At 45.3% G+C, this 15,195-nt stretch carries 10 protein-coding genes and 1 pseudogene; 10 read left to right on the top strand and 1 reads right to left on the bottom strand.

Translation table 11 applies throughout. The features are described 5' to 3' along the window. Nucleotides 1–14: 14 nt before the first annotated feature. The 9 genes and pseudogenes from MHI60_RS03775 to MHI60_RS03735 all read left to right on the top strand — a co-directional run bounded on the left by MHI60_RS03775 (nt 15) and on the right by MHI60_RS03735 (nt 13,849). On the top strand, nt 15–818 hold the full coding sequence (locus MHI60_RS03775) for an SUMF1/EgtB/PvdO family nonheme iron enzyme (protein WP_095407944.1): 804 nt from the start codon (nt 15–17) through the stop codon (nt 816–818). 4 nt (nt 819–822) lie between these two features. Next, nucleotides 823–2,580 (top strand): WD40 repeat domain-containing protein, encoded by a 1,758-nt coding sequence (locus MHI60_RS03770; protein ID WP_144472493.1) that lies wholly within the window; start codon nt 823–825, stop codon nt 2,578–2,580. Nucleotides 2,581–2,863: 283 nt separating this feature from the next. Beyond that, nucleotides 2,864–3,946 (top strand): bifunctional diaminohydroxyphosphoribosylaminopyrimidine deaminase/5-amino-6-(5-phosphoribosylamino)uracil reductase RibD, encoded by a 1,083-nt coding sequence (gene ribD / locus MHI60_RS03765; protein WP_144485764.1) that lies wholly within the window; start codon nt 2,864–2,866, stop codon nt 3,944–3,946. 427 nt (nt 3,947–4,373) lie between these two features. Beyond that, nucleotides 4,374–7,134, top strand: a pseudogene (locus MHI60_RS03760) (exosporium glycoprotein BclB-related protein). 140 nt (nt 7,135–7,274) lie between these two features. Further along, entirely contained in the window at nt 7,275–8,870 is a 1,596-nt protein-coding gene (locus MHI60_RS03755) for a sensor histidine kinase (protein WP_144485894.1), read from the top strand. 3 nt (nt 8,871–8,873) lie between these two features. Then, nucleotides 8,874–9,569, top strand: a complete 696-nt coding sequence (locus tag MHI60_RS03750; protein WP_025092679.1) for a response regulator — start codon at nt 8,874–8,876, stop codon at nt 9,567–9,569. Between the two features lie 3 nt (nt 9,570–9,572). Further along, nucleotides 9,573–10,550 carry a tripartite tricarboxylate transporter substrate-binding protein gene (locus tag MHI60_RS03745; RefSeq protein ID WP_144485761.1) on the top strand — a complete coding sequence of 326 codons (978 nt, stop codon included), beginning with the start codon at nt 9,573–9,575 and terminating at the stop codon, nt 10,548–10,550. A gap of 191 nt (nt 10,551–10,741) precedes the next feature. Continuing rightward, a complete protein-coding gene (locus tag MHI60_RS03740; protein WP_048240142.1) occupies nt 10,742–12,040 on the top strand; it encodes a citrate:proton symporter in 1,299 nt (432 codons plus the stop codon). Nucleotides 12,041–12,217: 177 nt separating this feature from the next. Then, a complete protein-coding gene (locus tag MHI60_RS03735; protein ID WP_144485759.1) occupies nt 12,218–13,849 on the top strand; it encodes a M14 family metallocarboxypeptidase in 1,632 nt (543 codons plus the stop codon). 186 nt (nt 13,850–14,035) lie between these two features. Here the strand turns inward: MHI60_RS03735 and MHI60_RS03730 are convergent, their stop codons facing one another. Continuing rightward, nucleotides 14,036–14,521 carry a phenolic acid decarboxylase gene (locus MHI60_RS03730; RefSeq protein ID WP_008341777.1) on the bottom strand — a complete coding sequence of 162 codons (486 nt, stop codon included), beginning with the start codon at nt 14,519–14,521 and terminating at the stop codon, nt 14,036–14,038. Between the two features lie 112 nt (nt 14,522–14,633). Between MHI60_RS03730 and MHI60_RS03725 the strand changes: the two genes are divergently transcribed. Next, nucleotides 14,634–15,191, top strand: a complete 558-nt coding sequence (locus MHI60_RS03725) for a PadR family transcriptional regulator (RefSeq protein ID WP_144485757.1) — start codon at nt 14,634–14,636, stop codon at nt 15,189–15,191. Nucleotides 15,192–15,195 lie beyond the last annotated feature (4 nt).

Below are 15,195 nucleotides of genomic sequence, written 5' to 3'. Positions count from 1 at the left end.
GGCGGGAGAAAAGCGTGAAACCTGATATCAATTGGATTCAAATCCCAAGCGGCTATGCAACGATTGGAAGTAATGAAGAAGATATGAAAAAGGCATCAGAATTCTGGAAGGACAAGCTGCTCAATCCAACCTACGGCCGTGAGAAAAAATTTCAAAAATGGCTGTACAAAGAATTTCCATCCTATCAGCCGTATATCAACGAATTTTTTATCTCAGATACGGTCGTCAGCAATGAATTGTATCAAAGCTATTGTGATGAAACAGGACAGACATACCCAGAGAGTTTAACGAACGAAGAGCTTGGCGGGGGAAAAGATCATCCAGCTTGGGGCATGGATATTGAGGAAGCTTTCTCGTTCTGTCAGTGGCTGAGCGGGAAACTTGGGATTGATGTTTCGATTCCTACTGAAGAAGAATGGGAGTATGCTGCCCGGGGAAACACGAGAAATCAATACCCGTGGGGAGATGAGTTTGATCCTTCTTACTGCAATACGCACGAATCAAATATTGAAAAAACGACGCCTGTCCGTCATTACGAAAAGGGCCGATCCTTATTTGGTCTTTATGATATGGGGGGCAATGTCGAGGAATGGGTCAACACCAAATATCACGTATATGAAGGCGGCATCGAGGTCGTCGATGATTTAACGGAAACACTCGGAAGTGATTACTACATTTTAAAAGGCGGCTCCTTCGCAAGAGGCGGAGATTTATGCAGAGTCGCAAGAAGACACGGGAAGCACCCAGATCCCGTTTTTCGATTTACTGGTTTTCGTTTAGTGACTCGTCAAAAACAACATATAAAGGTGGGAGTGTAAAACCATGCATAGAGGACCAATTACATCTGTTTTATCAACTCAGCACGACCAAATTGTTTACACTGGCGGCTATGACCGCTGTATTTATCAGTGGAACCGGGCGACGGGAGAAGGAACGTTTATTGGCAGTCACGAGCATATCATTAATTCTTTATCTCTTTCTGAAAACGGAAAGTATTTAGCGAGTGCATCCTCAGACTATACGATTCAATTGTATGATACAGGCACACATACCCGAATCCGCACGTTGTTTGGTCATGCAGATGATGTGGAAGCCGTTGCTTTTGCGAAGCAGGATACTTTGCTTGTATCCGTGTCCAGAGATAGAAGATGCTTAGTGTGGGATATCGAAACGGGCGCTATTTTAAGAGAATTCCATGGCCATAGCAAAGATGTATTAGCTGTATGGATACATGGTGATAAAGCTTATACAACAGGTGATGATGGATATGTCCTTGTATGGCTGTATGAGACCGGAGAAATTGTAGGGGAAATCGGCCCGTTTGATTATGAGCTGGATACGATCAGCGGCAGCAATCAAAAAGAAGTATTTGCACTTGGCAGAGATGATGGCACCGTTATTATTTACGATGCAGCTACTTTACAGGAGAAGAAAATTATCAAAGCCCATTTACAGGGCGTCAAGCGCGTGAATTTTTCTCCAAGCGGCAATTACTTGCTGACAGCAGGCTACGACCATTTAATTAAGCTGTGGAATTATGAAACAGGTGATTTAGTCGATACACTGCTGCCTCATAAATATCAGTGGGAGCGCTCGCTTGTCTGGACAGAGGATGAGAAGTCAATACTAGGAGCCAGCTTTGGAAAAACATATTGTGAATGGTCGATCGAAAAGGGCAAAGTCATATCAGATGAGATCGAAATGGCGACACCATCTATCAATGATATTGCGCTGACTGATGCGGGTGATATTATTACCGCATCTGATGATGGAAAATTCAGAAAAAATGGGATTGAAATCGCCAAATCGACGGGCGTTTTAACAAATGGAGTAGCTGTTGCACGGGATGGAAGCTATTATGCGTGGGGAGACCATGCAAGTCAGGTGCATATTGTTCATGAATCATTACAGCAAATGGTTTCGTTTGACCTCAACACAGGCCCGGTCAACAGCGTGTATTTCCATGAGGAGGATCGTCAATTTTATATTGGCACTTATGGCGGATATGTCCATGTCATTTCGACAGAACACTTAAAGGAAATCGGCCGTTCCAAAGCACACGATTGTGCGGTCAAAGCGTTAAAGGTAGAAGGAGATCATATCATCACAGCAGCAGTTGAAGGAACCATCTGTCTTTTAGATAAAAAGAGTTTGTCTTTAAAAGCGGAATACATCGGTGCGACAGAGCTGTTAAATGATGTCTTTATTGATAGTAAACGAGACCGTATCGCCATTGTCAGCCGTGACAAGAATGTGAGATTGTTTGATTTGCATACAGGAAGAATATTAGACCAGCATAACGAGCACCAGTATTCGATCAAATCGGTCACAGTCACAGACTCTGGCTATATTGTAAGCGGTGATTATTGGGGCTATATCGTTGTGTGGAATCCAGAGCTGAATGTCAACACCGGCCCAATTAGAATTGCCCAAAATGGGATTAGTGCCATTAGACAATTAGGCAATGATGTATATGCAAGCTCATATGACGGCGGGATTTATCACGTTCGAGAAGATGGGACGCATACCGAAGTACTACGCTTATTTGAACAATTTCCGAAAGAAGTAATCTCTCATTAAGAAAAAGAATGTAAGCGGGGGATTCTCATGATAAGTGTTTGCAAGGAACATATGAAAAAAGGTCTGTCTGTACTCAATTGTCCGCATGTGCTCCTCATTAATAAATATGAATGTCGCAAATGCTGTTTTTGTAAACAACGAGCATCTTATAAACTTTTTTATTCCTTGCCTTACTATGATCGATCTGAAAAGAAACGGATGGAAAAAATATAGCACATGAGAATAGAACTCCTTCATTTCCTGAAGGAGTTCTTTCCCTTGAAAGAGAGGAAAGGAGACTTACATGAAAGACGATGTTTTTTATATGAAGCTAGCGATTGCCAACGCAAAAGCGATGAAAGGGCAAACCTCGCCAAATCCGCTTGTCGGAGCAGTGATAGTCAAAAAAGGTGAGATCGTTGGAATTGGTGCTCACATGAAGGCGGGCGAACCGCATGCTGAAATTCATGCGCTGCAAATGGCAGGAGAAAAGGCGAAGGGAGCTCATCTATATGTGACGCTCGAACCTTGTTCGCATCATGGAAAAACAGGTCCTTGCTCAGAAGCCATTATAAAGAGCGGGGTGAAACGTGTGGTCATTGCCACTCATGACCCAAATCCACTTGTAGCAGGTAAAGGGGTCACGATGTTGAAACAAGCAGGGATAGAAGTAGAAGAAGGGATATGTAAGCGGGAAGCGGACAGCTTAAATCTTCCTTTTTTTCATTCCATACAATCAGACCTTCCTTATGTCATATTAAAAACAGCCATTTCATTAGACGGGAAAATTGCAACAGCTCATCAAGAAAGCAAATGGATTACAGGAACAGAAGCGAGGAATGAAGTGCAGCAATTACGTCAAGAAGCAGATGCTGTCATAACAGGCGTCGAAACCATTATTCAAGATGATGCAGGTCTTATTGTAAAAGATTCAATCGTGACACAGCCCATTCGTATCATTTTAGATTCCACCTTAAGGATTCCTCTTCATGCGAAATGTTTAAATGATCATATGGCAGAAACCATTATTTGCACCTCAAATAAGTACGATCAAAAAAAATATCAACAACTGACGCAAAAAGGACATCAAGTATTTGTCACAAGCGGAGAAAATCGGACAGATATTCAAGCGGTATTACGTATGCTGAAAAAGCGTTCTGTGATGTCGGTGCTTGTAGAGGCGGGAGGGAGTGTGAGTGCATCCTTTTTAGAAGCATCACTTGTGAACGAAGTCATTATTTATATGGCACCATTATTAATTGGAGGGAAAGATGCACCTACTTTCTTTGAAGGAGAAGGTACGAAAACATTAAAAGAAGCCATCCGGCCGGTAGATATGGATTATAGTATGGTAGGAAAAGATTTAAAAATGACGATGAGACTTTAATGAAAGAAGGACCTTGTGCATGAAGTGCAAGGTCTTTTTGATTATTTTAAAAAATAAAAGTGTACATACACCTTTCCAAGTCATGATGAATACGATGGATGGGGGTGATTCTATGAGAAGATGTAGACAATGCGGAAAAACATATCCAACTCATTCGACAGACCACTACCAAAAAGGAAGCTGGTATGATGCGTATAAGGATGATGGCTGGGAATGTGATAGTTGTAAGAAAGGGAAATCAGAAAAACCAAGGAAACCAGTGAAAAATCCTTGCTGCGGAAAAGATCCTTGTGTTTGTGTGATTCAAGGTCCGCCAGGCGGGAGAGGAAGAAGAGGCCCAGCGGGTCCGGCGGGTGCAGTGGGTCCAGCGGGTCCGGCAGGCCCAGCAGGTCCAATCGGTCCAACAGGCGTAGGTTTAACAGGCATCTTGGCATTTGATCCAGCAGTAGCTCCAACCTACCCAGTAGGGCAAGTGGTGACATACGATGGCAGTACGGATGTGGTCAATTCAGCACCGCCATTAGGTACACCGGATACGTCGGCAGATTATACATTGTTAGCAGCTGCTGGTGAAACTGGAGCCACGGGAGCAACAGGTACAGGAGCGACCGGAGCAACAGGGGATACAGGAGCCACGGGAGTTACAGGCGCCACGGGAGCAACCGGAGCCACGGGAGCAACAGGTACAGGAGCGACCGGTGCAACAGGAGATACAGGAGCAACCGGAGTTACAGGCGCCACGGGAGCAACCGGAGCCACGGGAGCAACAGGTACAGGAGCGACCGGAGCAACAGGAGATACAGGAGCAACCGGAGTTACAGGCGCCACGGGAGCAACCGGAGCAACAGGTACAGGAGCGACCGGTGCAACAGGAGATACAGGAGCCACGGGAGTCACAGGCGCCACGGGAGCAACCGGAGCCACGGGAGCAACAGGTACAGGAGCGACCGGTGCAACAGGAGATACAGGAGCCACGGGAGTCACAGGCGCCACGGGAGCAACAGGTACAGGAGCGACTGGTGCAACAGGAGATACAGGAGCCACCGGAGTTACAGGAGCAACCGGCGCCACCGGACCGACCGGTGCAATAGGAGATACGGGTGCAACTGGAACCACGGGAGCAACCGGAGTAACGGGTGTTACAGGAGCCACTGGTGCAATAGGAGATACAGGAGCGACCGGAGTCACCGGAGCCACCGGAGCAACCGGTGTAACGGGCGATACAGGAGCGACCGGAGTCACCGGAGCAACTGGTGTAACGGGCGATACAGGAGCCACGGGAGTCACCGGAGCAACTGGTGTAACGGGCGATACAGGAGCCACGGGAGTCACCGGAGCCACCGGAACAACCGGTGTAACGGGCGATACAGGAGCCACGGGAGTCACCGGAGCCACCGGAGCAACCGGTGTAACGGGCGATACAGGAGCCACGGAGTCACCGGAGCCACCGGAGCAACCGGTGTAACGGGCGATACAGGAGCCACGGGAGTCACCGGAGCAACTGGTGTAACGGGCGATACAGGAATACCGGAGCCACCGGAGCAACTGGTGTAACGGGCGATACAGGAAGCCACGGGAGTCACAGGAAGTACCGGAGCAACTGGTGTAACGGGCGATACAGGAATACGGGAGTCACCGGAGTAACCGGTGTAGGATTAACTGGCATTTTGGCGTTTGACCCAGCAACAGCTCCAACCTATCCAGTAGGTCAAGTGGTGACATTTGAAGGTGGAACCTATGTTGTGAATACAGCACCACCAACAGGTACACCAGATACGTCACCAGACTATACGTTATTGGCAGCCGCAGGTGTTACCGGAGCTACAGGAGTAACAGGTGCAACTGGTGTAACGGGTAATACAGCCACGGGAGTCACTGGAGCCACCGGAGCAACTGGTGTAACGGGTGATACAGGAATGCCACGGGAGTCACTGGAGCCACCGGAGCAACTGGTGTAACGGGTGATACAGGAACCACGGGAGTCACTGGAGCCACCGGAGCAACTGGTGTAACGGGTGATACAGGAATGCCACGGGAGTCACCGAAGCCACGGGAGCAACTGGTGTAACGGGTGATACAGGAATGCCACGGGAGTCACCGGAGCCACGGGAGCAACTGGTGTAACGGGTGATACAGGAATAGCCACGGGAGCAACCGGAGATACAGGAGCAACCGGAGCTACCGGAGCCACGGGAGTTACAGGAGCAACCGGGGTAACGGGTGATACTGGTGCGACCGGAGTAACCGGTGTAGGATTAACTGGCATTCTGGCGTTTGACCCAGCAACAGCCCCAACCTATCCAGTAGGTCAAGTGGTCACATTTGAAGGTGGAACCTATGTTGTGAATACAGCACCACCAACAGGTACACCAGATACGTCACCAGACTATACGTTATTGGCAGCCGCAGGAGTGACCGGAGCAACGGGAGTCACCGGAGCAACGGGAGTTACGGGTACCGGAGCAACCGGTGCAACAGGAGATACGGGGGCTACCGGCGTCACCGGAGCAACTGGTGCAACAGGAGTAACCGGAGCCACTGGAGCAACTGGTGTAACGGGTGATACAGGAGCTACTGGAGTCACCGGAGCTACCGGAGCAACAGGAGTAACCGGAGCCACCGGAGTCACAGGTACAGGAGCCACAGGCGCTACAGGTCCAACAGGTGTAACAGGATCGAGTGCGATCATTCCGTTTGCTTCAGGTTCACCTGCTGTCCTGACAACAATTGCAGGCGGTCTCGTTGGAACATCCAGCTTGATTGGATTTGGTAACTCAGCGACAGGTGTCAGTATTTTAGGCGGAATCATTGATTTAACAGGCGCTGCAGGCACTTTACTCAACATGGCGTTCTCAGTTCCAAGAGCTGGAACGATCACGTCATTTGCAGGTTATTTCAGCACAACAGCAGCTCTTTCTTTAGTCGGCACGAGTATTACCGTAACGGCTAGTCTATTCGCTTCACCAACACCAAATAATAGTTTCACTCAAGTAGCGAGTGTCACATTAGCCCCAGCTTTAACCGGTGTTTTAACGCTGGGTGCGATTGCAAACGGTATTGCAACTGGTCTAAATGTACCAGTTACACCGGAAACACGATTGCTTGTTGTATTCTCCGCATCAGCTACAGGTCTATCCTTAGTGAATACCGTAGCAGGCTATGCGAGTGCTGGTTTATCGATCACGTAATAGGCATACAGGGACGACTCGATTTTGAGTCGTCTTTTTTCTTTGAAAGAATTTTCTCTTAACTTAGTAAGAAAAAATGATATCATTTTCTTAGAGTCTATTCGGGTGAATCTACTGAATTAGGGGTTGTAGCGGTGAGAATGGGCAAAAGGAAAGTCACTTTACAAACGAAAATTTTGGGATTAATTATCGGGCTTTTGCTTGTTGTCATTGCATTATTAACTATTTGTTTTGGTTTTTTGCAGACATCAGAAAGGCAGGGGCAAGCTGAACAGCTGGCGGTGCAGACCGCTAGAACGATATCATATATGCCGCCCATTAAAGCATCGGTGGCTCTATCAGCGTCCCAAAATGAAGAACAGGCAGTGCTTGAGCAAATGATGGAGCAAGTAAGAGCACATGCCATCTTCATTTCCAATCGAAAAGGAAAGGTCCTTGTTCATACGAACCATGAGGACGTAGGAAAAACCATCAGTGTATCGGAAGGAAGAAGTACCCTCTTATTTGGAGGAACTTCCATATCAACTGATAATTCTAATGGTGAAACCGTTGTCAGAGGCAGTGCGCCCATTATGAAAGAAACAGAAGGGCATGAAGAAATTATCGGGACAGTCACCGTCGAATTTTTAAAAAAGGAAATTGATCAAGCGACAGCTCATCAGCTATTGAAGCTTAGCTATATTGCCCTTCTTGTGCTCTTGCCGGGCATATTCGGTGCAATTTTTTTAACGAAGAGTATTCGCAAAGATACATTAGGGCTGGAGCCGCATGAAATAGCTTCGTTGTATCGAGAAAGAGAAGCGATGCTGCTCGCTATAAAAGAAGGGATCATTGCGTTTGACCAGAAAGGCGCGATTACGATGATGAATACATCAGCTGAGCACATGCTGCGCGTCTCATCAGAGCTGCCCCTTCATATTGATCAAGTCTTGCCAAATGCCAAACTTCTTCTCTATTTAAAGTCAGAGACGATTGAACCTAACATCGAAACCGTCGTCAATGATAAAACCTATGTCTTAAATGTGAAAAAAGTAATGCAGGACAATCGAGCATTTGGAGGGATTGTGAGCTTCAGGGAGAAAACAGAGCTGACGAAGCTGCTGGATACATTAACAGAGGTCAGCCAATATTCAGAAGACCTGAGGGCACAAACACATGAATTCTCAAATAAGCTGTACGCCATCTTAGGCCTGCTTGAGCTGAAGCAAGTCGATGAAGCCATCGACTTAATTAAAGAAGAATATCACCTGCAAAACCGTCAGCACGATTTACTCATGAAGCAGATTCGGTCACCTAAAATACAAGCTATCTTACTTGGCAAGTTAGGGAAAGCATCTGAGAAGAAAGTCCAATTTCACATTGATGAAAATAGCTCACTTGAGCCGCTCCCAGCTCATTTAAGTCTATCTCACTTTATCACCATCATTGGCAATCTCGTCGATAATGCTTTTGAAGCTGTATTAAATAAGGAGAAGCGCGAGGTTGACCTGTTCATCACAGATATTGGGTTTGATATTATCATAGAAGTGTCAGATTCAGGTGATGGAGTGAATGAAGAGGAATTGTCACAGATTTTCACAAGAGGTCATTCGTCAAAGGGAGAAGGACGAGGTTATGGGCTTGCGAATGTGAAAGAAGTATTGGACGAGCTTGGGGGCTGGATTGAAGTTGCGAACCAAAAAGAAGGCGGTGCCATCTTCACTGTGTACATACCGAAAGGAACAAAGGGGGAATAGATGGTGATTAAGGTACTCATTGCGGAGGATGATTTTCGAATCGCTGCCATTCATGAATCTTATATACAAAAGATAGAAGGATTTAAGGTCGCCGGAAAGGCAAAGAGTGCAAAGGATATGTGGGAGGCGCTCCAAAGGGAACAAGTTGATCTCATTTTGCTTGATGTGTATATGCCTGATGAGCTCGGCACAAACTTGCTGCCGCTTTTAAGAGAACGCTGTCCGGAAGTAGATGTGATCATTATCACGGCTGCAACAGAAACAACGCTTTTAAGAGATGCGCTTCATTACGGAGTGGTTCATTATTTAATCAAACCGGTGACCGCACAAAAGTTTGCACAAGTCTTAACCGAATATAAAGAGAAGAAAGACATCATCAATTCAAAGGATGAAGTCAATCAAACGATGATCGATCTGTTTTTTGGACAGATGCAGGAAGAGCCTAAACAAAGGGATGACAGAGATCTTCCCACAGGCATCAATTCACTGACCTTGGATAAAGTGAAAACATTGATGGCATCAGAGAATAGCGGGATTACAGCAGAAGAACTCGGGGAAAAAATGGGGGCATCACGTACAACTGCAAGACGGTACGTAGAGTATCTCGTCACAACAGGGGAATGCCGGGCAGAGCTTGCATACGGAATCATTGGCAGACCTGAACGGAAATATTATCCTGCTAAACAAGCGGAGTCATAAAAGATGAAAAAAGGAATATTTTTTGTGATCGTGCTCTGCCTTTGTATGACGCTCACCTTTAATGAAAAAAAGGCCGGTAATTCTTTCCTGCAGCAAAGCTCCTTATATATTGTGGTGTCGGGTGTGCCAGAGGGAGGATTCGACCAAACGGCTCAGGTTATGAAATCAGTGCTTGAACAAGAGAAACTGGTGAAACGGCCTGTGAACATTCTTTATCAAAGAGGCGGAACGGTGGATAAAGGGTGGACATACATGATGGAGCGAGAAGCCAACTTTATCAGTTTAAATTCAAGCTTATTGTTAAGCCGTAATTTGCTTGGCAGCAGTAACGTGACGATGAATGATGTGACGCCGCTGGCAATCCTTGCAGAAGAGTGGCAGGTCGTCGCAGTCCCAGTGGATTCTCCTTTTTCAAATGGGAAGGAGCTGTTACACGCACTCAAGAAAAAACCAGATTCCTTAAAAATTGGGTTTGCCCCTGACTTTGGAAATGATGATCAAATCTCTTTCGCCCGGGCAGCAGAAATGGCAGGGATTGATCCATATCGCATTCAATTTCTGAAATTTGACAGTGCAGATGATTTATTTCAGGCGCTCATCGACCATGAGGTAGATGCAGCAACGACTACCATTACAGAAGTTCGTCATGATTATGAAAAAAAGAGGCTAAAGCTCGTAGCCACGACAACCAGCGAGCGCTTAGATGGATTTGAAGATGTGCCGACATGGAAAGAGCAGGGCATACCGCTCATCTTTTCCCATTGGCGCGGTGTGATGGGCCCAAAACAAATGAGTCAGCATGACATTCGTGAATGGGATCAGCTTCTTCAAAAAATGACGAAAACGAAGTCTTGGAAAAAGCGATTAAAGCAAAAGGGCTGGACAAGTCGTTATATGAACAGCAAAGAGGCAAAGATCTTTATGGAAGATCAATTAAGGCAATATGAGCAATTGATACAAGGGGAACAAGCGGTCGAGTGAGACCGCTTTTTTTCATGGAATCAAAAAGCCTAATGGTTGAACAAAATGAACAAAAAGCATTTATCGACCGAAAAAGAATTAAAATTCATAATATTTACTTCAATTCTCACCTCAGATATGATGACAAAAAGGGTTGGAAATGGGATACCAACACATTAATGAAAGCGTATACAACATAAGGGGTGAACAATATGTTAGCGATCTTAGGATTTCTTATGATGATTGTATTTATGGTTTTGATTATGACGAAACGTATGTCTGTTTTAACGGCATTGGTGTTAACACCGATTGCATTTGCTCTTATTGCAGGTTTTCATTTTACTGAAATTTCAGACATGATTGTCAAAGGCGTGCAGCAAGTCGCACCAACAGCGGTCATGATCATGTTTGCGATTTTGTACTTTGGAATTATGATTGATGCGGGTTTATTTGACCCAATGGTGGCGAAAATTTTAAAAATCGTTAAAGGCGATCCATTAAAAATCGTGGTCGGAACAGCTGTCCTGACGATGCTTGTTGCTCTTGATGGTGACGGAACAACAACATATATGATTACAACAACAGCGATGCTTCCACTATTTACGCTGCTTGGCATCCGTCCAATTATTTTAGCGGGTATTGCCGGGGTTGGCATGGGAATTATGAATACAATCCCATGGGGAGGAGCTACACCTAGAGCGGCGAGTGCACTTGGCGTCGATCCTTCACTTTTATTTGGCCCGATGATTCCGGTCATTGGTGCAGGGGTTCTCAGTATGATTATTGTCTCTTATTTTCTTGGAAAAGCCGAAAGAAAACGTCTCGGTGTCATTGAACTTGACCAGCCGATTCATGCAAATGAAATGGCAGCGGCACTGCAAGATGACATCAAACGGCCGAAGCTTTGGTGGTTTAACCTAGCGCTGACTTTGTTATTGGTGCTGCTGCTTGTATCAGGTAAAGTCAGCTTAACTGTTCTATTTGTTCTTGCTTTCTGTGTGGCGATTATCGTCAACTATCCGAACTTGGACCAGCAGCGTGAGCGAATTGCGGCTCACTCAACAAACGTTTTAGCCATTGCTTCGATGATTTTTGCGGCAGGTGTTTTTACAGGTATTCTAACTGGAACGAAAATGGTCGATGAAATGGCGATTTCCATTGTATCTGCAATTCCAGAGCAGCTTGGCGGCTTTATTCCAGTCATTGTCGCATTAACAAGCGGGATCTTTACTTTCTTTATGCCGAATGATGCATACTTTTATGGCGTACTGCCGATCCTATCAGAAACAGCGGCAGCATACGGTGTCGATAAAATTGAGATTGCCAGAGCCTCTATTATTGGACAGCCGATTCATATGTTAAGTCCACTTGTTCCATCGACTCATTTACTTGTTGGACTTGTTGGCGTATCACTGGATCAGCATCAGAAATTTGGGATGAAATGGGCTGTGCTGGCAGTCGTCGCTATGACTGTCGTGGCGGTTCTCATTGGGGCCATTTCCATCTGGTAAATAAAAAAGTGTCTGCTGTGAGCAGGCACTTTTTTTAGGTCATATTGCCGGGCAAGCTCCATTCATTTGCCCTAGACAAAGATATGCCTGTTCCTCCAAAAGATTTATTTTTGAAAAATACTGACACTTTTGCTGTTTTTTTCTTTATAATGCAAATCAACGAAGGGAGAGGATAGCATGTCCAAACGAAAAGGCACAATTCTTTTTGCTGCTGTATGTCTCATAGCAGGAATTTTGTCGATGGTGAGCCCAGCTTCAGCTCATGCAGAAACCCCTTATTATGGAAAGAGTTATGAACAGCCGGCTTCAGTGAAAAAGCTATACCCTGAGCCTGGCGAGACATTTGATACCCCTGCATTTCAGAAAAAAGGAGAAGCATTTACGACACAAGAAGAGCTTCAAGCTTTCTTAAAAGACATTGTCCGCAAAAGCCCATATGCCACGCAGAAACAGATTGGAACATCCATTGAAGGCAGGTCCATTCCGGCCCTGTACTTTACAAAGGATCGCTCTATCACTCCACTTTCAAAAAAGCCAACAATCTGGCTCCAAGCACAAATACACGGAAATGAACCAGCCTCCGGTGAATCTGCTCTCGTCATTGCAAAACGATTAGCAGGTGAAGAAGGAGAGCGTATACTCAATCATGTCAATATCATTATTGTCCCAAGAATTAATCCTGATGGTTCTTATGCGTTTGACCGCCGACTTGCAAACGGATTAGATGGAAACCGTGATCATATGACATTAGAATCTCCAGAACTGACAGCCCTGCATCAAGAATTTAATCGGTATGCGCCAGAGGTAGTTATTGATGCCCATGAATACGATGTGGGTCAAAAGCAGTTTGAAAATATCGGTTCATCAGGCGCTCTCAAATATCATGATTTGCTTATTCTTTCAGGGAAGAATTTAAACATTCCTGAAAGCATCCGGCTGACATCAAATGAGTTATACGTTAACGGAGTTCGTGAAACGCTGACGAATAAAGGGTTTTCTAACGATTTGTATTATACAAACACAAGAGGAAAGGATGGAAAGATCGACATCTATGAAGGTGGAACGGATGCGCGAATTGGCCGTAATGCCCTTGCACTTTCACCAGCCCTGTCATTTCTTGTAGAAAGCAGAGGGATTGGGATTGGAAGAGAGGATTTTGCCCACCGCGTCGCTGCACAAGTAGCCACCCATGAAAAAATCATTGAGACTACAGTAAAACATGCCAAGCAGGTGAAGCAGCAAATGGTGACGGAGCGGCTGAAGCTGGTCAAAAAAGGACTGCAGCCAAATGATGATGATCAAGTGGTCATTCAAGATGATTTCCAAGCACCTGTCAAAGACTCGCTGGAAATGGTTGATATTGAGAAAGGACAAACGACTCAAGTTCCTGTACGCTTTCACAGTGCGAGCGATGCAGTTCCTGTCTTAACAAGAGAACGGCCGACAGCTTATCTCATTCTTCCGGGGCATGAAGGAGTAGAAAAGAAACTCAGAACATTAGGATTAAAAAGTGTCACATTGCCGGCTGGCATGAAAGTGCCGGTACAAGCCTATCAGGTGACAAAGCGTGAGGAAAAGAGCAAAACAGATATTCAGCTTGAAACAAAACTCGTTGACAAGAAACGCCAGCTGCCAAAAGGAACAAAGGTATATGTCACGGCACAGCCGCAAACCAATTTGCTGTCACTTGCCCTAGAGCCAGAATCAAAGGACAGCTATATGTCATCAGGGTTTATTGCTTCAAAAGCAGGTGATGAACTGCCAGTCTATCGTTTCGTGCTTCCTCAAAAGACGCTCGGCATTCAATAAAAAAGGACTAAAATGATTTTAGTCCTTTGTCTTCTTTTCAGCGTGATAGAAAACCTTTGCAGCCCTAGGAAGGACGAGTACCTGAGCGGAGCGAATTGTACATTCGTGAGCACCGGCACGCAGACCTGACAACGAATGCGAGGGTTTGTCTACACGCTGAAAGCGGCACTTGGCGTGCCGCTTTTTTTATTTTCGTCCAGCTCTTATTTCATCTGTCATGCCTTCATATGGTGCTTCTGCGATAATGGTTTCGTCATTCACACCTGCATGATGGATATACGTAATGTCCGCAAATTCTGGGACAACATATTTCGGATAGGTTTCGTATTTTTCACGAGATTCTTTCATGAGATCGATGTAGTCATTTTGATAGCAAACGGTGATATCTGGACGTTCATGCACCCATTTCGGGAAGAAGATGACGCCATGCATGCGTTTTTCTTCAGGCATAAAGTTCAGAGAGACGTCTGTCCCAGTTGGTTCTGTCCAAGAGACTTTGTATACGCCTTTTGTCAGCTTCACAATATTTACTTCTTGATCACGGACCCATCGGCCTCCGACCATTCCGCTATGAATGCGGTAATCAATGGTGTGATCGTTTTTAATGTAAATCTCATATTCCCAGCCATTTTCATACGTATAAATCATATGAAGTCCAACGAATTGATCCATGTTTATTCCTTCTTTCATTAGAATAATGTTTTTTCAAACATGTTGTGATTTACATGTTTATTTTAAAGTCTATGGTATACTATTGTCAAAGAATAAGCGTTGGAGGCCCATCATGAGAGTACTAAAATATGCCATTCTTGGCTTGCTTGATCAGCGTGAGCTGACGGGATACGATATCACGAAACATTTTAAGGATTCCCTTGGACAGTTTTGGAGTGCGAAGCACAGTCAGATTTACCCTGAACTGAAGCGTCTTACAGAGGAAGGGTTTATTGAATTTGACATTCACATACAAGGAAAAAAGCTGGAGAAGAAGGTCTATCAAATCACAGCGGCAGGAAAAGAAGAATTGCGTCAGTGGTTAATAATAAAAGATCCGATTCCAGAAACAACAAAGGATGAATTCATGCTCAAAACCTTTTTCATCTCCTCCATGGACAAAAAAGAAGCGGCTGACCTGTTTGCATATCAACTGCTAGAGCGCACTAAGAAAGTAGACATGCTGGAACAGAAGCTGCACGCTTTGACAGAGGAAGACCCTTCTGCTGAATCACTGCATTCAGCTCAATTCGGGCATTACTTAGTGCTGACAAGAGCAATTGAAAGAGAAAAAGGCTATGTCAGCTGGCTCCAAAAGACCCTTAAACGTATTGATTCATCTATGGCCTAAGGAC

The sequence above is a fragment of the Bacillus sp. FSL K6-3200 genome, assembly GCF_038630485.1.
Lineage (GTDB): Bacteria > Bacillota > Bacilli > Bacillales > Bacillaceae > Bacillus > Bacillus safensis.
This window is presented reverse-complemented; position numbering and strand designations above follow the sequence as displayed.